The sequence below is a fragment of the Niallia laureatilytica genome (assembly GCF_046613985.1).
In the GTDB taxonomy this organism is placed as follows: domain Bacteria; phylum Bacillota; class Bacilli; order Bacillales; family Cytobacillaceae; genus Niallia.
This window is the reverse complement of record NZ_JBKKHP010000008.1, coordinates 68,818-90,851: the sequence shown is the minus strand read 5'-3', so window position 1 is coordinate 90,851 and position 22,034 is coordinate 68,818. Positions and strand designations below refer to the sequence as shown.

At 38.6% G+C, this 22,034-nt stretch carries 17 protein-coding genes; 5 read left to right on the top strand and 12 right to left on the bottom strand.

The window, feature by feature from the left end; all coding sequences use genetic code 11:
- Positions 1–9: 9 nt before the first annotated feature.
- The 4 genes from ACLIJJ_RS18395 to pdxR form a co-directional block, all read right to left on the bottom strand.
- Positions 10–2,748: a tetratricopeptide repeat protein gene (locus ACLIJJ_RS18395; RefSeq protein WP_411411452.1), complete on the bottom strand. Its 2,739-nt coding sequence runs from the start codon at positions 2,746–2,748 to the stop codon at positions 10–12.
- 657 nt (positions 2,749–3,405) lie between these two features.
- On the bottom strand, positions 3,406–3,600 hold the full coding sequence (locus ACLIJJ_RS18390) for a Loki-CTERM sorting domain-containing protein (protein ID WP_233316270.1): 195 nt from the start codon (positions 3,598–3,600) through the stop codon (positions 3,406–3,408).
- Between the two features lie 172 nt (positions 3,601–3,772).
- The gene (locus ACLIJJ_RS18385; protein WP_411411451.1) at positions 3,773–4,813 is read right to left on the bottom strand and encodes a SepM family pheromone-processing serine protease; all 1,041 of its coding nucleotides are present in this window, start codon (positions 4,811–4,813) and stop codon (positions 3,773–3,775) included.
- A gap of 87 nt (positions 4,814–4,900) precedes the next feature.
- Entirely contained in the window at positions 4,901–6,289 is a 1,389-nt protein-coding gene (gene pdxR / locus ACLIJJ_RS18380; protein ID WP_411411450.1) for a MocR-like pyridoxine biosynthesis transcription factor PdxR, read from the bottom strand.
- Between the two features lie 113 nt (positions 6,290–6,402).
- Here pdxR and ACLIJJ_RS18375 point away from each other — a divergent pair, with 113 nt between their 5' ends.
- Positions 6,403–7,095, top strand: coding sequence for an aspartate/glutamate racemase family protein (locus tag ACLIJJ_RS18375; protein WP_233316267.1), 693 nt, complete (start codon positions 6,403–6,405; stop codon positions 7,093–7,095).
- A gap of 74 nt (positions 7,096–7,169) precedes the next feature.
- Here the strand turns inward: ACLIJJ_RS18375 and ACLIJJ_RS18370 are convergent, their stop codons facing one another.
- Together ACLIJJ_RS18370 and ACLIJJ_RS18365 are read right to left on the bottom strand one after the other, a co-directional pair.
- The gene (locus ACLIJJ_RS18370) at positions 7,170–8,012 is read right to left on the bottom strand and encodes an STAS domain-containing protein (RefSeq protein ID WP_237940658.1); all 843 of its coding nucleotides are present in this window, start codon (positions 8,010–8,012) and stop codon (positions 7,170–7,172) included.
- A gap of 156 nt (positions 8,013–8,168) precedes the next feature.
- Complete coding sequence (locus tag ACLIJJ_RS18365; protein WP_233316265.1) at positions 8,169–9,020, bottom strand: VOC family protein; 852 nt, start codon at positions 9,018–9,020, stop codon at positions 8,169–8,171.
- A gap of 154 nt (positions 9,021–9,174) precedes the next feature.
- Here ACLIJJ_RS18365 and ACLIJJ_RS18360 point away from each other — a divergent pair, with 154 nt between their 5' ends.
- Positions 9,175–9,486: a winged helix-turn-helix transcriptional regulator gene (locus ACLIJJ_RS18360; protein ID WP_233316264.1), complete on the top strand. Its 312-nt coding sequence runs from the start codon at positions 9,175–9,177 to the stop codon at positions 9,484–9,486.
- A 104-nt stretch (positions 9,487–9,590) separates the two neighbouring features.
- Here ACLIJJ_RS18360 and ACLIJJ_RS18355 read toward each other — a convergent pair whose 3' ends face one another.
- The 6 genes from ACLIJJ_RS18355 to ACLIJJ_RS18330 all read right to left on the bottom strand — a co-directional run bounded on the left by ACLIJJ_RS18355 (position 9,591) and on the right by ACLIJJ_RS18330 (position 18,454).
- The gene (locus ACLIJJ_RS18355) at positions 9,591–9,824 is read right to left on the bottom strand and encodes an excisionase family DNA-binding protein (RefSeq protein WP_233316263.1); all 234 of its coding nucleotides are present in this window, start codon (positions 9,822–9,824) and stop codon (positions 9,591–9,593) included.
- Between the two features lie 394 nt (positions 9,825–10,218).
- Complete coding sequence (locus ACLIJJ_RS18350) at positions 10,219–12,264, bottom strand: bifunctional diguanylate cyclase/phosphodiesterase (RefSeq protein WP_411411449.1); 2,046 nt, start codon at positions 12,262–12,264, stop codon at positions 10,219–10,221.
- Positions 12,265–12,444: 180 nt separating this feature from the next.
- On the bottom strand, positions 12,445–13,047 hold the full coding sequence (locus ACLIJJ_RS18345) for an SAM-dependent methyltransferase (RefSeq protein WP_233316261.1): 603 nt from the start codon (positions 13,045–13,047) through the stop codon (positions 12,445–12,447).
- 118 nt (positions 13,048–13,165) lie between these two features.
- Positions 13,166–14,836 (bottom strand): glycoside hydrolase family 13 protein, encoded by a 1,671-nt coding sequence (locus ACLIJJ_RS18340; RefSeq protein WP_411411448.1) that lies wholly within the window; start codon positions 14,834–14,836, stop codon positions 13,166–13,168.
- A 205-nt stretch (positions 14,837–15,041) separates the two neighbouring features.
- Positions 15,042–16,640 carry a response regulator gene (locus ACLIJJ_RS18335; protein ID WP_233316259.1) on the bottom strand — a complete coding sequence of 533 codons (1,599 nt, stop codon included), beginning with the start codon at positions 16,638–16,640 and terminating at the stop codon, positions 15,042–15,044.
- Complete coding sequence (locus ACLIJJ_RS18330) at positions 16,637–18,454, bottom strand: cache domain-containing sensor histidine kinase (RefSeq protein WP_237940653.1); 1,818 nt, start codon at positions 18,452–18,454, stop codon at positions 16,637–16,639. Before ACLIJJ_RS18330 ends, ACLIJJ_RS18335 begins: the two co-directional genes overlap by 4 nt.
- A 245-nt stretch (positions 18,455–18,699) precedes the next feature.
- Between ACLIJJ_RS18330 and ACLIJJ_RS18325 the strand changes: the two genes are divergently transcribed.
- The 3 genes from ACLIJJ_RS18325 to ACLIJJ_RS18315 all read left to right on the top strand — a co-directional run bounded on the left by ACLIJJ_RS18325 (position 18,700) and on the right by ACLIJJ_RS18315 (position 21,876).
- On the top strand, positions 18,700–19,668 hold the full coding sequence (locus tag ACLIJJ_RS18325; RefSeq protein ID WP_237940650.1) for a carbohydrate ABC transporter permease: 969 nt from the start codon (positions 18,700–18,702) through the stop codon (positions 19,666–19,668).
- A complete protein-coding gene (locus ACLIJJ_RS18320; RefSeq protein WP_233316256.1) occupies positions 19,668–20,495 on the top strand; it encodes a carbohydrate ABC transporter permease in 828 nt (275 codons plus the stop codon). Before ACLIJJ_RS18325 ends, ACLIJJ_RS18320 begins: the two co-directional genes overlap by 1 nt.
- 88 nt (positions 20,496–20,583) lie before the next feature.
- Complete coding sequence (locus tag ACLIJJ_RS18315) at positions 20,584–21,876, top strand: ABC transporter substrate-binding protein (RefSeq protein ID WP_233316255.1); 1,293 nt, start codon at positions 20,584–20,586, stop codon at positions 21,874–21,876.
- Positions 21,877–22,034: the final 158 nt, after the last annotated feature.

The following is a 22,034-nucleotide window of genomic DNA, read 5'->3' as shown; positions in this document are numbered from 1 at the left end:
TTTTTTTTATTATAGATGTTTACTGTAAGACAGCTTTCCTGGACTAGTGAGCCAGTCGTACTGAAGCAGACGAAGTTCGAATAAACGAAGCGGATCGTGGAACATTTCCGGATTATTCTTTAGTCTTTCCAGCAAGTCTTGATACTCTTGAATGTCGACAGTTTTTTCTTCCATTGTCTTTTGCAGCACATCATATGGATTGCTGAAGAAGATATGAATATCCCCTGCTAATCCCTTCTCATAGAAGTCAAACTGCTGAAGGAATGCATCTGCAATATTGTTAGCAACTTCAGTGAAATCCTCTGTTTCAATATATTTCTGATATCTTGTATAAAGCATTTTTTTGTTTTGCGGTATGCTGCCAAGCAGCTTCCCTGCACTCTTAAGCAATACTTGGGAAGGCTTAAGACGAAGCAAAATATTAGCTTTATCAAGCTTAATGCCGCCAGTCAGCCTGCGTGCATCTCTTCTCCAATCATCTAATATGGAGAAATCACAGCTGAGTGTCAATTGATTTTCCTCATACAATCCATTAAAGCCTTCACATAATTCATTTAAGAAGTTTTGGCTTTCCTCCAATTGTTCCTGTGACAGCTTAATCCATTCATTTATCTTGCCATATACTTTTGGCAGCAATGCGTTATGAACATATTGGTCAATCTCACTATTCATTCTGTCATTAAGCTCAACATGAATCTTACCAAAGTCGCTGTCTTCCTTAATGAAGTTTTTGCAATTCCGTAAAATCTTCGGAATTTCCTCAAGGATTTCCTGTGTTGTGCTTTCTTTTATTTCTCCAAAAGCATTTACGATAATACGAGTTTTTTCTGATTCCATATCTGCCAGCTGATTATTTGCACCAGACAGCTTGCTGACTATTTCTTCGTACATACGAAGTGTCGTATAAAGACTTTCTTCCATCTCCAAGCGCTTATCAAATAGATTAGATAATAAATCCTGAATGATGGCAATGCTTTTTGTTGTCCGCTCTTCTGCTATATTTCTTTCTGCAAAATGTCTTCTGTAAAAACTGCTGATATCATTTAGCTGCACACTGCGGTCATTTTCCTTTGAGTAAAGGAAAACAGCACTGTTTGGAAAATATTGATCAATTGCTGCTGTTGCCTTTTGCAGTCTTTTTGCTGCCACTTTCTCGTTTTCTGCTTCATCTGCGTAGATTAAGAACTGCACCGTTAAATGAGGAGCCTTTTCCTTCCATTCAAGCAGTCTCTCATAATCACTTGACTGAAATAGCGATCTTTCATTAATGACAAAAAGAAGGCTGTCTGCCAGTAAAGCGTAATCTGCATACCTCTCCTGATGAGGGAAAGGAAGTGTTGTTATTGCCCAATTATTCTCATGCAAAAGATGGGATGGAGTATATAAATGGAAGATGCGGGTTTCCTCTCCATGTCTATCTTTTGAAAGCTGTTCTTCATAAAAATCGTTTAATGTATCAATAGGGCGGATTCCTTCTTCAGTCAGTTCCTCCATCTCTAAATAGTCATGATCATGGATGGAGATAAGGCTATTTGTGCCTTCTGACAATAATGTTTCCCCAACAAGTTCATTAATGCAAGAATTTACGCCGCTTCCAGGTGAACCGATAATTAGAAGCTGACGGCTTTCAGCAGGAATCTGTTCCACTACTCTTTGTGAGAATTTCTTGTCGATGATGATATCATTATTCTCCGCCCAATCTGTAATAGACTGAAGCAATTGCATGATATCTGCCAAGTCAACAACAGCCTCTGCAGTATTAATTAAATGCTCTGCGCTGTTGATAAACTCCGCCTCAATTGTACTAGGGAACATATCATTCCATGCAAGCACAGCAGATGCCGCAATTATGCTATCCTGATTATTAGCTGTTACCAATAAATTGCTCAATATATCTGGAATAAGTCCTCTGACTTCCTTAATTGGATAAACAGAGCTAATCAAATGCAAATAAGAGTCTTCAAGCATACTAGGAAGCTCTGTCCACTCTTCTTCTTTCTCCCATTGAAGCTGTTGAAACAACTGGTTGTAGTCCCACAGCCATGCCAAGTAAAAAGGACTATTTCGATAATTTTCCCAGAATGCCACACTTAATTGCTCAAACAGTTTTTGATCCAGCTCGGCAACACTTCTGATGCTTTGCCTAAAATAGTTTGGCTCGTACTCTGCAATAACGCCGATTTTTGCATATTGAATCAATGCTTCATACCATTTTAATGAATTCGTTCTTTCTCCTTCATTAACAGCTAGTTCAATTGCATCTCCCCATGCTTCATGTTCTTCAAAATAAGTTTTCGCCAAAAGTGTCATGTTGGCATAGTCAGGGTTTGTTGCAAGCAAGCTTTTAATAGTGTGATGCGCCATATCATGATTGCCTTTTTCGATATATAACGCAAAAAGCTGCATCGAAATCTCTGTGCTTAATAGTTCAGAATCAGTTAACACAGCTTTATAAATACTTTCTGCTGTCGATAACTCTCCTAATTCCATATAAGCGTCAGCCAAGTTTTTCTTCGCCCATGGTTCGAGCTCATTTGAGATATTTTCCCACTTGAATATTGCTGATTCATAATCATGTACGTGGAAGTACAGCTCTCCCTGTGCATATCGGATTGACGTTAAATCCGGAACGTTTTTTCTTTGCTCTGCGATATATAATTGGCCGAGCACTTCGATTGGCGGCTCTTCCCGATCGACGGTAAAACTTTCATAATAGGTTTTATTAATTAACTTCTTTTCTAATGTCATAACTTCCCCCTGTTAATCTTTGGAATGATGATGACCTTTTTCCTCATCCTCATAATCATTTAGTCCCGATATCTTTGTATCTATTCAACTGTAATATTATGCAAATAAGACAGCATTCATAACTATAAGTCCATACTTCTCTTTATTGTAGCAAAGACGTTCCATCCGTACATTTCGGCAATTGTTCATTTATGTTACAAAACATTTACTAAAAGGTCTGTTTCTATAACAATAGCTTACTAAAATAAGCGAGCCTTCCTCTAGTGCCTATATACCCTTTCTCCTTTTACGGTTAACAGCATATAGATGTTGAGATGAAAGAAAAGATAACCTATTTAAAAACGAATAATAAATTACATCTAAATTTAAAAAATGAAGCTTGTGACTAAATAGATTATGGCTTTAAAATCAGTTCGTTTCATTGCGCTCCAGCCACTCGCTTTCCGCGGGGAGGAAGATGAGCCTCCTCGTCTTCGCCTGCGGGGTCTCATCCTTTCCTCTATTTCCCGCAGGTGTCCCGAGTGTCCGCCGCTCCATTCCACTATGATTTTTTAATTATTGTATTTAAACTAAAAAAACAAAAACCGAACTATTTAATCAAAAAAAACAATTAAATAGTTCGGTTTTCACACGGTTTTACACACTTATGTCCCAACCTTACTTATTTTTCCCTTTATCATTTTCATCAAATTTCTCTACTGGTGATTGGCCGTACCAGTCTTCTCTTTTTCGGCGGCGGCGCTTTCTGATTTGAATTACTGCAGCAACGACAATAATAATGAAGATTATTGCCAACGGAAAACCAAATACTCCATAAAATACACTAAATATTCCATCTAAAAAATCATTCATGATAAAACCTCCTTTGTATTCTCCAAAATCTCTTGAAGCAATACATTCCGTTCTATGTATCCATGTACATAACATTCCCTAATCTTGGCTTTTTAAACTAGCTTCCCTCAACTTATCCCTTTAAAAAAGCATATAAAAAAGCGGGCATTGTTACACCCGCTTAACTCTTGAATTATTCTTTTTCTGGGAGCTTCTCCAGATAATCTATTGCATCCTGCAATGTGCTGACTGGCACGATTTTAATGTCGTCATAGCCTTCTTTTGCTACTTCTTCTTTAATTTCCTTTTCATTCGTATCATCTTTATAGTTATCCTCTGGATAGAAGAATATGTCTACATCCGCTTTATGTGCAGCGACAATTTTATGCTTAATGCCGCCAATCTGACCGACATTACCCTCTGCATCCATTGTTCCGGTACCGGCTACTTTATAGCCCTTTGTTAAATCATCATCTTCTAATTGATTGTAAATTTCTAATGAGAACATCAGACCTGCTGACGGACCGCCTATATTATCGCTGTTTATCTTTACATTAACAGAGGGATCAATAGACATATTATTTTCCGTACTTATCCCTATTCCCGCTTGGCCTGTCTGTTTATTCAGAACAATCATTTCCACTGTTGCTTTTTTGTCTTTATTGTTATGTGTGTATTCAATTTCTACTTTATCTCCAGCTTTTTTGCCTTTTAAATAAGCAATTAAGTCGGTGGCTTGTGTGAATTCATTTCCATCTACTTTATGGATAATATCGCCAACATGGATAACCGATTTTGCTTTTGATGTTTCCAGCACCCCTGCAACAAACACACCATTATATTGATATTCTACCTTTTCCCCTGCAGCATGCAGACTGGCAATAATCGCATTTTGTTTAGAGGTGTCCATCATGTGGAGCAGAAGTGAATTATATTCCTGATCCGAAAGATCGCCCTTCACTTCTTCTTCTTCTTTAATTTCTGTATGTGGAGCCAACAAGCCATACAGGAGTATGTAAGGGTTACTTGCCTTAATAGAATAGACAGTCGTCAAGTTCAAACTGCCAGCCTCTGTCTTATCTCCATCTTCGACAGTAACCTTCTCCGCGAGCGATTCAATGGAACCAGGCTGGTTCAAGTAATAAGGAGTAGGAATAAAGAATAATACTAGCAATATCCCCATGAGTATAAATAGGCTTATTTTTAATTTTTTGTTTGTCCCTTTTTGTTTCATCGCAAAATATAACTCCTTACTTTCTTTTCTAATGACTGCTATCTTTTTTATAACATAAAAAGGATAAAGGTTCATTAAAAAATGATGTTAAAACGAAAGCACCCTTTTCAAGATAAGGATTCCTTTTCGTATTTCTTCTGGTGCTACACCTCCGTATCCTAGCACAGCAAGATGCTCATGACTTCCTTTACGCATGCTGTATTGCTCGACTGGATAGATGCAAACACCCTCTTTCTTCATTCTGTTCATTTTGTCCTCAGTGAAATAAACGCCTGGAAATTCTACCACTAAATGCATCCCTGCTGCTTTCCCGATAATTTTGGCATCCTCAAAGCAGCTATTGATTGCATCAACCAGCACCTGTCTGCGCTCTTGATAAATTTTTTTCATTTTGCGAATATGCCTCTCAAAATGTCCCTCTTTCATAAAGCGGGCAAGCACATATTGTTCGATTGACGATGTATGCCTGTCATTAAACCACTTCAGCTGTTGAAACTCTCTCAATAATGGATGTGGCAAAACGACGTATCCTATTCGCAAAGCTGGGGATAATATTTTGCTGAACGTACCAACATACAGGACACGCTCCTGATCAATACCCTGCATCGATGGAACAGGGGCACCTTCATAGGTAAATTCACTGTCATAATCATCTTCCACGATATAACAGCCTGTTCTTCGAGCATACTCAATCAGCATCAACCGTCTTTGAATAGACAATATTCCTCCTAAAGGAAATTGATGGGAAGGAATGACAAACAGGAAATCCGGCGCAGCTTCAGGCAATTGCTCAGGAATAATTCCATTTTCATCAACTGGCACTGGATATACTTTTGCTTTTGCCACTGAGAAAATATTCCTCATTTCATCTGCTACCGGGTCCTCTGAGGCGATAAATCCATCAGAAGTCAGCATCATTTCAGTAATAAGGCGCAATGCCTGGGTCGCACCTGATGTAATGATAATTTGATCTGGATCACACTTTACTCCCCGAGCTTTTCGCAAATACTGAGCAAGTACATTCCGAAGCTCTGGCACTCCGCGAGGATCACTGTAACCGAATATATGCTGGGGAGAGTCGATGCATACTTCTTTTGTGAGCTGGCCCCACTTTTTCCGTGGAAAATAATCGGTCGCCGGATTCCCGCCGCGAAAATCAATATATGGTTTTTCATAAGGAAAGGCTTGGTCCTTAGGACCCTCATGCTCCATATGCTTGATGGTAGTCAGCGCTGTACCCTTTGATACAAAGGTGCCTGCCTTTGGCTTAACTTCTAAAAAACCCTCCGCTATTAATCGGTCATACGCCTCCATAGCGATGTTCCGTGATACGCCGATTGTTGCTGAAAGCTCTCTTGTTGACAATAGCTTTTGTCCTTCTTTTAAGGTATTGCCAAGAATGCTACTTCTGATTTGTTCGTAAATTTGCTGCGTTAAAGAGATAGGGCTTGACCTGTCTACTGTAATGAATATCATAAATTAGCCACCTCGAAATGCTCTGGCACTATAAAAGTTTATAAATTGTGGTCCTACTATATACCAGAATAGCATGTTATGCTGTGGAAAACTATACAACGAAGGAGAAAACAATGAAAACTATCGGACTGATCGGCGGGCTTAGTTGGGAATCAACAGCAGACTATTATCATATTATCAATACATTAGTTAAGGAAGAATTAGGGGGATTAAACTCAGCAAAATGCTTGCTTTATTCCTTTAATATGGAGGAAATAGCCATTCTGCAACGGGAAGGAAAATGGGACTTAGCAGCCCAGAAGCTTGCTGATGCTGCCAAAACATTAGAAGCAGGCGGTGCAGATGTAATTCTTATCTGTACGAACACAATGCATAAAGTGGCAAATGAGGTGAAAGAAGCCGTTTCGGTTCCTCTCATTCATATCGCTGAATCAACAGCAAGAAGCATTACTGCCAAAGGGCTTAAAAAAGTCGGTTTACTTGGAACAAAATTCACAATGGAGCAAGGTTTCTACAGCAATATCCTTGAGGTCTTCGGAATTGAAACAATCATCCCGGAAGCTTGTGACAGAGAGGATGTTCACTCCATCATTTTTGACGAGCTATGCCAAGGACAATTTTTGCCTGAGTCAAAAGAGAGGTATTTGGATATCATTCGTAAGCTTATCGCAGAAGGTGCAGAAGGAATCATCTTAGGCTGTACAGAAATACCTCTATTAATTAAAGACGAAGATATAAACATTCCTTTATTTAATACAACCTATCTTCATTCTAAAGAGGCTGTTGACTTTTCATTTGGCAAATAATAAAAAACCACACCGTATTTATTAGAAGGCAATACGGTGTGGTTTTTACCATATAAAGAAAAAAATAATTGCTATTACTCGTTAAAGAATTCTTTGTCCTCAGCGATTGCTTTGCTTAATGTGGAAGCAATCGAAATATCATTAAAGGATAATCCTAGCTGAATGGCAGTTGTCGCGATTTCTGGTCTGATTCCAGACAGTGTGGAGTGAACTCCAATCAAGCTCAAGCCGTTAATCAGCTGGAAAATTTGATGAGCAACCATTGTGTCGATAATAATAACCCCAGACAAGTCTATAAACAGCTGTGTTACCCTCTTCTCAGCACACTGTTTAATTGTATTTTCCAAAATAGCAGCAGCCCGTGCTGTATCGATATCACCTACAAGCGGAAGCAAGGCACGGTTTTCACTGAGCAATATAACAGGTGAACTGAGTTCATTTATCATTTCCTGCTGTGCTCGAAGCTGTTTAATCGAGTTTTCATGGAATTGTTCCGTGAACTGCAGGATAACAATATCAAAAATCCGCACAATGCTGCGATTCCAAATAGTAATCCGTTCTTCTGGTATATCGTTTTTTTGCTTAAATTCCTCGACGAGCTGAAAGTATTGCTCTCTAGTCCGAATAAACTCCCTAATAATAAAATGGATAGGTGTCTCTAAATGCTCCTTATCAGAGGCAATGGCTACAACCCATTCACGGAACTCCTCAAGAAATTTTTCTTCTTCCTCAATAAATACTTTTGCTAAATAGTAATGAAAGTCGTTATTTTGCTTTTTTAATGTTTTAATGATTTCTGGATCTTCAGATGCATAAACTCCGTTAGGATCAGTCCTGTCCAAGTTTGCATACCAATCATCTGTCAATCTGTCAGCATTTTCAAGAAAATACTTATAAAGCTTTTCATTCTTTTGCAAAATATTCCCACCTATTCTAAAAAATTATGATTGGAAATTTTCAAAGGAAAAACCGTCCAATTTTAATATTTTCCTATTGTAGTAATCACTATTTAAAATTTTAATAATAAAGTGGGAATTAGGCAATTTTTTTAATCACAAATTTTTAAATATTAATCATAGAACTAAGCGAATTGTGTTCCCAGAAGGGTCCTTTACATAGTAAGCATCGTTCGTCTTTGTAATTTCAGCATCCATGCCCTCAAGTCTTGCTGCAATCTCATCTCTTGCTTCTTTGCTCGGAACCTTCAAGTCGAAGTATTTTAAGCCTGGATTATTGTCCTGCGGTGCAGGTGCACCGACACCATTCCATGTATTTAAGCCAATATGATGATGGTACTTGCCTGTAGAAATGAAAAAGGCTTGTGTTCCATATTTTTGCACAATATTAAAGCCTAATCCCTTCACATAAAAATCCGCTGTCTCTGCCAATTCAGCCACATGTAAATGAATATGCCCCATTTTTGTGTCTCTTGGCAAACCAAGCCACTGTTTATTTCTACCAGCATCTAGCACACCTTGCGCATCCAGCTGCAGTGTGTCCATTTTTACAAACTCATCTTCCCATGCCCATTGGTTTGCAGCACGGTCACGGTAAATTTCAATCCCATTCCCCTCTGGATCACCTAAATAAAGTGCTTCACTTACATTATGGTCAGAAGCTCCTTGCAATGGATAACCGCTCTCTAACAGATGCTGCAGCTGTGTGCCAAGATCCTCTCTTGTCGGCAGAAGCAAAGCAAAATGATACAGGCCAGTTGTGCGACGTCGCTTATCTTCTGCCTCTTTCAATTCTTCTAAATAAAGAAGCGCTGTCTTTCCATCTGCTGTTAAAGCTGCTTTACTGTCTGTTTGCTCTAGTACTTGAAACCCGATAATCTCCTTATAAAAGGTAATCATCTTCTGCAAATTTTTAACCTTTAACGTAACATTCTCTACATATAAATTAGGATACTCGTGAAAACTCAAGGGAACTCCTCCTGTCATTTTTGTTAACCTCACTTACTTTATGTAAGTAATTATATTTTAATAAACAATGATTGTAAAGTAAGTAATTTATAAATGATAATATTTTTACTTAAGGTAATAACTATTGTATAATAAAAAAAAGGAGTGAAATATCATGAATCCATCCGTCATTTGCCCAAGGTTTGAAAAAGCCATGGGACTGTTAAGTCAGCGTTGGACTGGTTTAATTATTTATCAGCTGCTGAATGGATCTCAGCGCTTCTGCACCATTGAATCATCTATTGGAATCAGCGGGCGGCTTCTTTCAGAAAGGCTTAAAGAATTAGAAAAACAAGGAATTGTCATCAGGGACGTTTACCCGGAAATTCCTGTGCGCATAGAATACTCTCTGACTGAAAAAGGCCGTTCCCTGCAGCCATTAATGAAAGAAATTGAAAAATGGTCTCAAGAATGGCTGGAAGCTTAAAACGAAGCAAGCAATGAGTATAGTATTCCCAATAGAGGATTAAGTACATGAAGAAAAGGCGAATGGTCTTATTATCCATTCGCCTTCTTTCTATTTATGAATACCTAGTCTTCATCCTTAATATCTTTATCTTCCGGTATCGGTTCGTTCGCTAGTTCCTGCATAAGCAGCTGATACTTTTCCAGCTGTTTAAAATGGGTTTTAAACTGATCTTTATAGATTAATACATTCCCGTCCTCATCATGTAGCACCCGAACTTTTCCTTGCAGCACTAGATTTTCCACATAAGACACAGACACAGATAAATATTCAGCCGTTTCTTCAATTGTTAAGTACATTGTTAACACTCCTCATCTGTTACTATAGCATGCCTGCTTCTAGCTAAACAAACAAATACTTATGCTTCATAAATAATATACATTCATTACTTTAATTTAATAATACATTAACGGTAGCTACATGCTTTCTGGGTATAGTAAAGGTGTAAGAAGCAATCATATCGGAGGGATGCAAAATGTTAAGCACAATCCTTAATGGTTTATTTCTAGCGGAATTAATCGGGATTTTCTCACTGATTTTTTATTGTTCCTTCTTTGCAAAGCCGAAAAACAGAAGAAATCTGTAAGGCGAATATGATTTAACTAACAAGTCCTCTTTTTCCTCAAAAAAAGAGCTTCTTTTTTTGTTTTGCAACAAATAAAGAAACTCCTCTTTAAAAATATACACTTCCTATTATATAGCCGTTTTCGTCGTGAAATTGTGACACCAATCCTCCAGTTCACTTTGCACCATTGGCTTCGCATAATAATACCCTTGCAGCACCTTGCACCCATCCACAGTGGACAAGTACGTTACTTGCTGCTCTGTTTCTACCCCTTCAATGACAATATTTAAATGCAGGGAATTACCTAAAGCAATGATTGCTTTCATAATTTCAGAGTCTTTTCGTGAGCCTGGAACTCCATCAACAAATGATTTGTCGATTTTCAATGTAGTGACTGGCAATCTCTTGAGATAAGATAAGGAGGAAACTCCTGTCCCAAAATCATCAAGGGCCACAGAAAAGCCGAAGTTACGGAATGCATGGACTGCTTGAATAGCACCCTCAATATTCTCAACCGCGCTCGTTTCCGTCATTTCAAGCTCCAGAAGCTCTGGATTAAACCCATACTTTGTAACACGGTCCTCTAAGTAGGACATCAGCCTTGGCGATGTTACATAGGGGCCAGGGATATTAACAGAAACAGGCTTTCTTGTTCCGTTTTTCTCCCATTCCGCAATCTGGCGGCATACTCTGTCTATGACCCAGTCTGTGACATCGAACATTTTATCAGCAGATTCTAAGATCGGAATAAAGACAGCTGGTGACAGGAATCCGTAAATCGGGTGATTCCAGCGCAATAAAGCTTCATGTCCTGTTATCTTATTTGAATGCATTTCCACCTTCGGCTGATACATGAGGTAAAACTGATCATTGCTCATCGCTTCTTCCACATCTGCGATTAGTGTTGTCTGGAAGGACTGAACATGAATGGCTGGATCATATGTGATTACTTCATGCTCATATTTAACAGAATGATGATTCAAAACAGCAAGGGCATTTTCATAAACTTGCGTTTCATCACGTTTTTTTTCAACAAGTGATATCGCAAAAACAGTCTTAATCATAATCATTCTGTCATTGATATTAAGAGCAGATGAAAGAATAGCACAAATTTGTTTTGCCATTTCTTCCATTTTTTTATTATCCTCTTTGCTTGTGCTGATAAACCCAAGCCTGTTACCCTCAATACGATAGACGGCAACTGTCTTCGGCTTCAGCTTAACAGTAATCTGTTCAATATAGCGGATGATTTCATCACCGAACTCAAAGCCGTATGTGTTATTCCATTTCTCCAAATCATGAATATGAAGAACAGCAAGTCCTTTAATATTTCCTGGAGTATGAATTATTTTCTCAAACTGTCTTCTGTTTGGCAGCCTTGTGAGGGAGTCAAAATAATTGAGGCGATAATCAACATACCGATCAAGCAATGCCGATAAACCAGAAATAAACAGCACAACAAACGTCCCGGCAGCAACGGATAGAATCAAGAAGCCAACATTCATTTCATGCATACTGTTATTCAGCTGTACATCTGCATCAACATAGTATTTAACTGCATACATGCCTGTATAATGCATACTCGCAACAGCAAGGCCCATTATGATGGCTGTTATCAGCTTTAACACCAAGTTGTTCATAAATCTGTTCATCCGCGCAAAAATAAATAATGAGACAAATGAAACAATAATCGCGATTAGAACGGATAAAATAAAATAATTAAGCCGATACGTATATTGCACATCCTCCATAATCATCGCCATCATGCCAATATAATGCATGAGTGAAATCCCTAAACCCATAACAATTCCTGAGATGACAATCGATGTGACAGACTTACTCCCAGAACTTGTCATATAGAATGCCAGAAAAGATGCAAGCATTGCAGGCAATACAGATAGGACAGTCAAACCGAGGTGATAGTGCATCGAGGTTGGCAGCATCAAGGCACTCATTCCGATAAAATGCATGGACCAAATTCCGAATCCCATTGTAAAGGACGCAAGGGTCAGCCATACATAACGATGGAAAAAGCTGTTGTACCTTATACGCTCATTAATTGATATAGCAGTATAAGCTGAAATACACGCAATAATAATCGATAATGCTACTACAGGCATGGAATAATGGCCTTCTAAATAAACTACTTTACTGCTATCTGGCAATGTAAACATATTAATTCTCCCTCTTGATGGATTCAACAGATTAATAGTATTGTAGTTTATTTTGCCATTACAAACTTTAATCCTACGACTTTTATACTATTTATCTATGACTATATAGGATAATGGTTTGTTCTACAAGAGATGTAGCTACAGCATTTTCTTCCAATTTTGATAACTTTGTACTTCTCTTTACGTATGGCTATAAACAAGGAATTTCTCTCTCGAATCCTCATGCACTGCAGGCACGAAAAATTCAGCTTCCCTCACAAAGGACGGGTGCTCATCTAATAAGTAAATATACTCATCTGATGGATAATATAAGATGATTCTGATAGCTCGGGCATGCTGCTCTGCAGACAGTAAAATATTATTGATGACTTTCCGAAAGATCTGCACAGAAAAAGGATTAAAGAAATAAAAGATAGTATCATTAGGATGGATTGCGTAATCCTCTGCTTTACATAAGAGAAACTGTATTTGCTCTCCCTGCTTTTTCTTGTTAGCAAAATAGCTCGATTTATTGGTTATAGCCTCTGTATGGAACTGCTCATTCATCTCGATACCAATGCCTGTGGTTTGGAATAAATGGTGAAGCAAAAATAGCAGTCTCCCTTTCCCCGATCCGAAGTCAACAATACGATCTGCTTCTTTTAGCTTGTACTCCTCAAAAAATGCTGTCAAATACCCATATGGTGTCGGTTCATAACGGTGGTAATGGAAGGAGCTGTTGAAGCCTGCCTGCTCTCCTTCTGTCTTGATACGCAGTATTTTGTCATAATCTTTTCCCTTCATTCTCCCCGCTCCTTTCTTAACTGTTTAATCCTACAACCAACTATACACATAAACATATTATATACAAACAAAAAAAGGCTTTAGCCCTCTTTGGCTAAGCCTTCCTTATGCAAGCAAGTTATGAAATAAAGTATACTCTTGTCTCAAATGGTTTAAGAGCTGTTTTCTTGCGGAGCTTTTTATCCTTAACCTCATAATTAGTTAAAGCCAGCTCAGAATATTGATACACAAGCTCTGATGGAACCTTGAAAATGGTCGGCTTATCACTGAAGTTATTAATAATGATAGCCTTTCTTTTACCTAAAGTTCTCGTGTATACAAATAATCTTGGATGATTCGCCAAATAAAGCTGGTAGCTTCCGTAAGTGAACAGAGGGCTTCCTTTTCTCAGTTTAATCAGCTCTTTATAAAACGAAAGGATGGAATCAGGGTCCTGCTCTTGATTAGCTACATTGATTTCCAGATAATTAGGATTTACTCCTATCCATGTATGGTTTGATGTTGTAAAGCCAGCCATATTTTCTGCATTCCATTGCATCGGCGTCCGGGCATTATCACGGCCCTGCTTCCAGACAACCTTCATAATATCCTCGTGAGGAACTCCCTTTTCCGATTCCACTTTATAGAAGTTAACCATGCCAACATCATCATAATCATCAATAGAAGGGAATTGAACATTTGTCATGCCAATTTCCTGACCTTGATAAATAAATGGTGTTCCCTTCATTAAGAAATACATAGATGCAAGCATTTTCGCGCTCTCTTTCCAATAGCGCTTATCATTTCCCCAGGAAGACACCCTGCGCGGCTGATCGTGATTTTCGATAAACAAAGCATTCCAGCCTCGGCCTTCTAAACCCTTTTGCCATTTGGACAGCACCCTTTTTAAGGCAATAATATCGACTTTGTCTTCATCATCTTTATTCCATAAACTTAAGAACTCAAACTGAAATATCATGTTGAAATAACCGTTTTCTTCGCCTACCCATTTGTCCGCATCATCAAGGCCGACACCATTTGCTTCTCCGACTGTCATAATGTCATAGTTTTTGATTGTTTTATCAGCAAATTCTGTTAAGAACTCATCAATTCCGTGTACATTCATCATGTAAGGAAAACTCGGAACATATTCCAAATGGTCAGGATTGTATAAATCCGGCAAGCCTGGTGCTTTTTTAATATGAGAAATAGCATCAACCCGGTAACCGTCTATCCCCTTATCAAGCCACCAGTTAACCATGTTATAGAGAGCTTCCCGCACCTCAGGGTTTTCCCAGTTTAAATCAGGCTGTCTCCCCGAGAATATATGCATGAAGTATTGCTCTGTTTCCTCATCATATTTCCAGGCAGAGCCGCTGAAAATCGATTCCCAGTTATTCGGCTCTTTCCCATCCTTGCCATCTCTCCATATATACCAATCTCGTTTTGGATTGTCCTTAGATGAACGAGATTCAATAAACCAAGGATGCTCATCACTCGTATGATTAATAACCAAATCAAGTATAAGCTTCATCCCTCTAGCGTGTACCTCGTGAAGAAGCTCATCAAAGTCTTCCATCGTACCGAAATCCTCCATAATATCCTGATAATCTGAGATATCATAACCATTGTCATCATTCGGTGATTTAAACATCGGGGATAGCCAAATAACATCAATGCCTAACTCTTTCAAGTAATCAAGCTTGGAGGTAACTCCCTTTAAATCTCCCACTCCATCGCCGTTGCTGTCCATGAAGCTTCGCGGATATACTTGATAGGCTACGCATTCTTTCCACCATTTTTTGTTCATCTATATGCACCTCATCTATTTTAAAAAGTCCAAACACTCTGCTGGTTTACAAAAAAGCCTTTTTAATAATTGATATGTTTCCTTTATATTTTAAAGCATATCCCCCAGATTGAAACTGCTTACATTGAGCAAATAGGGTGGAATATATTGAACTTCCCTTTACCCTTATATTAGTGATTAAAACAATATAGACGTTACTTTTAATTTACTTTAACGTATTGGTGATTTGTGCATCTCTATATTCATTTGGAGTGACACCAACTGTTTTCTTAAACAGCTTGCGGAAGTACTTGTCATCCTGATAGCCTATCATACTGGCAATCTCATATATCTTTAGCGAGCTGTTTACAAGCAGGGATTTAGCCTTTTCAATCCTGATTTTCGTTAAGTAATCCGTAATGGTTACTTGGAATTCCTTTTTAAATTTTCTTGAGATATATTCCCTGCTGATAAAAAAGCGTTCGGAAAGCTCCTGTAATTTGACATCTCTGTTGAAATTCGCGTGCAAATACTTTTCAATCTCGTAGATGATGCTGCTTTCTTTCGTTGCAGAAGCCCGCTTCACCTTTTTCAGAAACACAGCAATTTCTCTTTTTATATATGTTTTATATGCTTCTAGCTGAAAGCTTCCATCTGACTCAAAAAAGCTATCTGTTCTGTTTTCAGCACTTTCCCATGCCTCCGGGAAAGCTATTTGATAGTTCTTATACCACCGTTCTCCGACGACTCTATATTCCTTCTCAAAATGTAAAAGCTGCTTCCATGATAGAAATCCATTTTCGGTATATTCTGCTGCAACTTGCTCTAATAATTCTCGAAAAGCACCAATTTCTCCTGTCTGCATCGCCATTTTAATCGCTGAGTTGTGCTTCATTAAACTTTTCCATTCTAGCTTTGGCAGCAAAGACCCGCTGTACACCCTAACTGCACGCTTTTCTAAAACATTCATGGAATATAGCAGCTCTTTCCCCGCCTCATAAGAGTCCATTAATTTCGCAAGCTCCCCGACAGGACCGCCAACTGCAATCGGACAGGAAACTTCAAATGTATGCTGAATTTTTTTATAAATTTCTGTGAGTAAAGGGTCAACATCCTCCGATTTATTCCACAGGATAATCGCGATTTCACCTTTATTAGCCAGATAGCGAAACGCAATCCCGCTCCTTCTTTCACTAAGTGCCTCCGTGATAATATTCAAGATGGAAAAGTAAGCTAACTCCCTGTCTCTGTTAAACTGTTCAATTGTTTTTTCTGTGATGCACATAACAGCAACCCTGTATTCACTTGCTAAATAGAATTGGAATTCGCGTAAGACCTCTTCATTGACAGATCTGCTTGTTAAAAAATGGGTCAGCTTTCTGTCCCGGTATGCTGGCTTCATCTTATTAATAAGCTGATCTGAATTCACCTTCCTTTTCCTGTCCACTTCTTCTTCGTTCCATCTTTCCACGGCATTCTTCAGGGTATTATTTAATATCTCTGGATCTACAGGTTTTAGTAAATAATCAAAGCTGTTGAAATGAATGGCTTTTCGCATGTAATCATAGTCATCATAGCCTGTAATGACGACAGTCTTGCTAGTCGGCTGATTTTGCTTAATCCATTCCAGCAATTTCGTTCCATCCATTTTCGGCATCTTCATATCAGAAAAAATCAACTCTGGCTTGTAGCGTTCAATAAGCTCGATTGCATCTTCCCCATTGCTTGCCTCATAGATCTCATTAATATTGTTCTCTTCCCAATTTGCAAGAAGCCGAATGCCTTCCCTGACATGCTTTTCATCATCCACAATCAAAACTTTCATTGTTCCTGCACCCCATTAATTATCTTTGGAATATATATTTCTACCATGAATCCTTGATCTTCCTTACCGCTGATAATCATCTCAGCTTGATTTCCATAATAAATCTGGATTCGTTCATAAATATTCTTAAGTCCGATTGATTCCCTTTGTCCAGGTTCTGCTATATTCCCCTTCTTATAGAGCTTCTGCCTGATTTCCTGAAGCTCCTCCATGCTAGCTCCTTTACCATTATCACTGACCGACAAAACAATATAATCGTTCAATAACGAAGCTTGAATAGTGATTGTTGCCAGCTTAACTTGATCTGCAAACCCATGTTTAAAGCAGTTTTCAACGATTGGCTGCAAAATCATTTTCGGGACAAGGATATTTCCAAGGCCTGGTGATACATGGATATTGAATTCAAACTGTTCATCAAAGCGCTGCTTTTGCAGCGATAAATATGCTTGTACATGCTTTATTTCCATCGAAAATGGAACAATATCCTCCTGCATATTCATGCTGTACCGCATTATATTCGATAAGGATGTCAACAAGGAGTATACATTTGCTGCCTTCGACTTTAATGCAAGTGTACCTATCGACTGTAGGCTGTTATACAAAAAGTGAGGATTTATCTGAGACCGCAATACCCTCAGCTGTGACGCCTTATTTTCGATTTCTAACTTATACTCTTTATCAATCAGCAAGTTAATTTTTCCGATCATTGATTTAAAGTGCTTCCCAAGCATCCCGATTTCGTCATTGCCTAAAGAATCGAAGTCTGCTTCCAGCTGACCGCTTTCAACTTTTTTCATATTGGCAATCAGCACTTTAATCGGCGCTGTCACCTTTACCGATACGAGTGATGTGACCAACAGCACGATTGCCAAAGCAATAACTCCTATTAAACTATTCATAACAACCGTTTCTCTTGCAGTCTGGTATAAAATTGCATACGGAATACGTTTTGCTATATACCAGTCATTCTCTTGAACTGAGAACTTCTGGAATACGATTACACCGGAAAACTCGTCATCTTCCCACTCATAGCTTTGTTCTGCACGCGTATCAAGCATCTTTTCATACCAAGCCTCTGTCATTCCATTGCCAATTTCCTCTTTGGTTGAAGAATAGATAATCTTTTTCTTGTCATCAACAATATATAAATCCTCTTCTCCTGCTGTGTACAGGCGCTCGGCGATGCTCTCAATCCTCGAAAGATTGATGTCAATCGACAAATAACCGAGGAAATCCTCTGCAGGTATATTGCGGATTATATTATGAAAGCTTAAGACATTATTTTTCTCTGAATTGGGAATTTCAGAGATATTATTATAGCTGTAAATTTCATGCGGTGCTTCAATAAGAGAATAGTCCGCCTTGTTCGTCTTAAATTGCGCATAGTACGGATGGTCAAAAACATTTTCATACTTTACCCTGCCGCTGATTTTACTATGATAATTTGTATAAGAATCTTTCCCATTATCAATGTACAGATGCATCTGTTCAATTTCTGTTCTTGTGTTAAACAAGTACGCCAGCAGTCGTCTTACCTCCTCCTCATTAACAGAACTGTCATCCTCAATCCCATTTACAAGCACATTCATGAAAGGAGTATACCGGTACAATACAGAAGACATCTGCGCAATATCCTCTAAATAAACAGAAAGCTCCTCTTCTCCCTTTTTAATAAAGTCATAGTTAGTTGTGACAGACCTTTCCTTAATAGAGTCAATCGTATAATAATAGGTGATGATAATCCCCGTTCCAAAAGGAAGAATGGTCGCTATCATCAGCAGCAGTATCAGTTTTTTCCGGATTCCCCATCTCATTATTCTGGTCAGCAGTTCAAAGGTGTTCTCTCCTGACCTGCCCTCCCTTCTATATGTACTAGCATAAGTGTGGAAGTATGAGCAACTTTTATCTGCTTTGTGCACACTCTTCCTATTTAATATATCTCTATTATCATCACCGCGCCTAAAAAGGGCGGTTTAATATTTTCCACCCTTGTCGTCAATGTAAGCCGTTTCATAAAATCATTTTATAACTTACATTATACATACAGGAGGTGCGGAAAGTGAACAACCAAAATAAATTAGAGGAACATAATAATTCCACTATTGTTACACCTATTAACAGAAATACCAAAAAGCCTATTACAACAGCCAAGAAAAAGAGACTGAAAAATGCAGGGCTGTTCACACTATTTGTGGGTCCTGTGTTTCTCGCCTTTACCATTATTGTCTTAATCCCATTCTTTACCGGAATCTATTATTCTTTTACTGATTGGAACGGCATTACAGGACAAGTAAAATGGGTTGGACTGGATAATTTTAAATACTTGTTTACAGAGGATAAGCAATTTCAAGCGTCATTCCTGCTGACGACAAAGTATACAATTGTCGCCATTGTATTGACGAATTTAATTGGCTTCGGCTTAGCACTTTTAGTTACACAAATGCTGAAAACAAGAAATATTCTTCGGACAGTTTTCTTCATGCCGAATCTTCTTGGAGGCTTATTGCTAGGATTCATCTGGCAGTTCATCTTTGTAAGAGGCTTCGCTTCAATTGGAGAGTTAACTGGCATTCCGCTCTTTGAGCTGGCATGGCTCGGAGATGCAAATACCGCATTCTGGGGAATTGTTATTGTCAGCGTCTGGCAAGGTGCTGGATATATTATGATTATTTACATTGCTGCATTACAAAATGTTCCGCAAGAGCTTATTGAAGCAGCTAAGATTGACGGAGCAAATAAATGGCAAATATTGCGTCATATCACTTTACCTTTAGTTGCGCCAGCGGTAACAATCTGTCTGTTCTTAACAACTGCGTCTTCCTTCAAAATCTTTGACGCAAACCTGTCCCTGACAAATGGTGGCCCATTTAAGTCAACAGAAATGTTAGCGCTTAACATTTACACAGAAGCATTTGTTAACAACCGCTACGGAATTGGCGAAGCAAAAGCATTAATATTCTTCCTTGTTGTGGCAACAATCTCTGTCCTTCAAGTTACACTGTCTAAGAAGAAGGAGGTTGAATCCTAATGGGCAGCAAATATACTGGAAAAACCTTTATTCTGGAAATATTCGCGATACTGATTGGACTTGTGTTTCTCGTACCATTCTATTATGTAATCGCCAACTCCTTAAAGCCATTTGCTGAAATTTTGACGAATACATCAGCATTGCCTAAGGTGCTTCAGTTCCAAAACTATGTAAGTGCATTTGAAAAGCTTGATTACTTAAAGGTACTAAGCAACTCTTTAATTATCACCATCGCAAGCAATATTGTATTAGTTGTGTTCTGTTCAATGGCTGCGTATATGCTTGTAAGGACTAAAAAGAAAATTTCTAATATCATCTTTATGTCCTTTGTTGCTGCAATGATTATCCCGTTCCAATCCATCATGATTCCATTAATTAAGACAGCCGGCAACTTGAACTTGCTGAACAGCATCTGGGGGCTTGTCATCATGTACTTAGGATTTGGATCAGGTATGACTATCTTCTTATATCACGGATTCATTAAAGGAATACCAGTGGAATTAGAAGAAGCTGCAATTATCGATGGATGTTCACGTTTCGGTTTATTCTGGCGCATCGTCTTCCCGCTGTTAAAGCCAATCACTGTAACAATTGTTATCCTTAACAGTTTATGGATTTGGAATGATTATCTGCTTCCATCCCTTGTCTTGCAGAATCCAGAATTGCGGACAATTCCTTTGGCTACCTTCTTCTTCTTTGGCCAATATACAAAGCAATGGGATCTAGCACTAGCCGCATTAATGCTCGGCATCATTCCATTATTGATTTTCTTCTTTGCGATGCAAAAACATATTATCAAAGGTATCACAAGCGGTTCTATCAAATAAGCACAGCTACATTCGGGATCAGCCTCCATCCTTTTTAAAGGATGGAGATCCATATAAAATTTTTCCTAAAATTCAGGAGGGGAAACCAATGGGTTTTAAATTCAAAAAATATTCACTAGCAGCAGGTGTATTATCAGCAACACTTCTTCTTGCAACAGCATGTTCTAATGAAACTGCTTCTGATAGCTCAGGCAGCAAGGACGGAAAAGTAGTTGTTGATATATTCAACGGGAAAGTTGAAATTGCTGATCAATTAAAAGCATTAACAGATGCATATACAAAAGAACATCCTGACGTATCCTTTAATATCGAATCTGTCGGAGGCGGTGCAGACGGAGCAGCTGCTCTGAAAGCTAAATTTGCTTCTAATAAAGCTCCAGATATTTTTGGTAATGGCGGCTACCAGGAAGCAATTACTTGGAAGGATAAGCTCGAGGATTTATCTGATCAGCCATGGGTGAAGGATGCTTATGAAAGTGCCTTAGTTCCAATGACAATTGATGGGAAACTTTACGGTCAGCCAGTAAACTTAGAAGGTTACGGCTTCGCTTATAATAAAGAGCTATTCAAAAAAGCAGGCATCACAGACCTTCCTACTACTTTCACTGAGTTAGAAGCAGCAGCAGAGAAACTAAAATCTGCGGGCATTACTCCTTTCTCAATCGGCTATGGCGAGTGGTGGGTGCTTGCAAACCACGGCTTGAATGTACCTTTTGCTTATCAAGATGATGCAGATGCGTTCATTAAAGGCTTGAATGATGGCACGAGCAAGATTGAGGGCAATGAGTATTTTAACAAGTACTTTGATCTATTGGACTTGACACTGGATAATGGTAACAAAAATCCTTTAACAACTGACTATAATACACAGGTCACTTTATTCGCTACAGGTGAAGCAGCAATGATTCAACAAGGAAACTGGATTCAGCCGATGCTGGATAAATTGAGCCCTAATATGGAAGTCGGCTTTATTCCAATGCCGCTTAGCGATGATGAAGCACAATCAGACAAATTGATGGTAGACGTTCCAACTAACTGGGTTGTTCACAATGGCGCTCCAGATGCTGATAAAGAAGCGGCTCTAGATTTCTTAAACTGGACTGTTACTTCTGATACAGCTAAAACAATGTTAGTAAAAGACTTCAAATATGTACCTGCATTCAAAACAATTGAAGCAAGTGCTGATGATATCGGTCCATTAGGCGCAGAGATTCAAAAGTATTCTCAAGAAGGCAAAACATACACTTGGCAGTTCATGAAATATCCAGACGGTGCTGGCCAAGAATTTGGTTCTAGCCTGCAAGCTTATGTAGGCAAAGAAAGTACAAGAGAAGAAACAATGAAAGCACTTGATGAAACTTGGAATAAGCTGAAGAAATAACTTTAGCAGCAATAAAAAGCAGTGTTTCTTTTATGAGAAACACTGCTTTTTCGTATGTAGACTAAGTATGAATATTTAAAAGGGCAGTCAGCGGAAAATCCTCCCTAGTTTGCTCCGTTAATTAAACGATAGTATTAAAGCAGTGTTCTCCCTCACAG

What these genes read in the sequence shown, in the direction of transcription:
- ACLIJJ_RS18375 (WP_233316267.1), top strand. Translation starts at nt 6,403, where the DNA reads ATGAAAACTATCGGACTGATCGGCGGGCTTAGTTGGGAATCAACAGCA.
- ACLIJJ_RS18345 (WP_233316261.1), bottom strand. Translation starts at nt 13,047, where the DNA reads ATGAAGGGAAAAGATTATGACAAAATACTGCGTATCAAGACAGAAGGA.
- pdxR (WP_411411450.1), bottom strand. Translation starts at nt 6,289, where the DNA reads ATGATATTCATTACAGTAGACAGGTCAAGCCCTATCTCTTTAACGCAG.
- ACLIJJ_RS18355 (WP_233316263.1), bottom strand. Translation starts at nt 9,824, where the DNA reads ATGTACTTAACAATTGAAGAAACGGCTGAATATTTATCTGTGTCTGTG.
- ACLIJJ_RS18340 (WP_411411448.1), bottom strand. Translation starts at nt 14,836, where the DNA reads ATGAACAAAAAATGGTGGAAAGAATGCGTAGCCTATCAAGTATATCCG.
- ACLIJJ_RS18385 (WP_411411451.1), bottom strand. Translation starts at nt 4,813, where the DNA reads ATGAAACAAAAAGGGACAAACAAAAAATTAAAAATAAGCCTATTTATA.
- ACLIJJ_RS18395 (WP_411411452.1), bottom strand. Translation starts at nt 2,748, where the DNA reads ATGACATTAGAAAAGAAGTTAATTAATAAAACCTATTATGAAAGTTTT.
- ACLIJJ_RS18390 (WP_233316270.1), bottom strand. Translation starts at nt 3,600, where the DNA reads ATGAATGATTTTTTAGATGGAATATTTAGTGTATTTTATGGAGTATTT.
- ACLIJJ_RS18335 (WP_233316259.1), bottom strand. Translation starts at nt 16,640, where the DNA reads ATGAAAGTTTTGATTGTGGATGATGAAAAGCATGTCAGGGAAGGCATT.
- ACLIJJ_RS18315 (WP_233316255.1), top strand. Translation starts at nt 20,584, where the DNA reads ATGGGTTTTAAATTCAAAAAATATTCACTAGCAGCAGGTGTATTATCA.
- ACLIJJ_RS18350 (WP_411411449.1), bottom strand. Translation starts at nt 12,264, where the DNA reads ATGTTTACATTGCCAGATAGCAGTAAAGTAGTTTATTTAGAAGGCCAT.
- ACLIJJ_RS18320 (WP_233316256.1), top strand. Translation starts at nt 19,668, where the DNA reads ATGGGCAGCAAATATACTGGAAAAACCTTTATTCTGGAAATATTCGCG.
- ACLIJJ_RS18330 (WP_237940653.1), bottom strand. Translation starts at nt 18,454, where the DNA reads ATGAGATGGGGAATCCGGAAAAAACTGATACTGCTGCTGATGATAGCG.
- ACLIJJ_RS18360 (WP_233316264.1), top strand. Translation starts at nt 9,175, where the DNA reads ATGAATCCATCCGTCATTTGCCCAAGGTTTGAAAAAGCCATGGGACTG.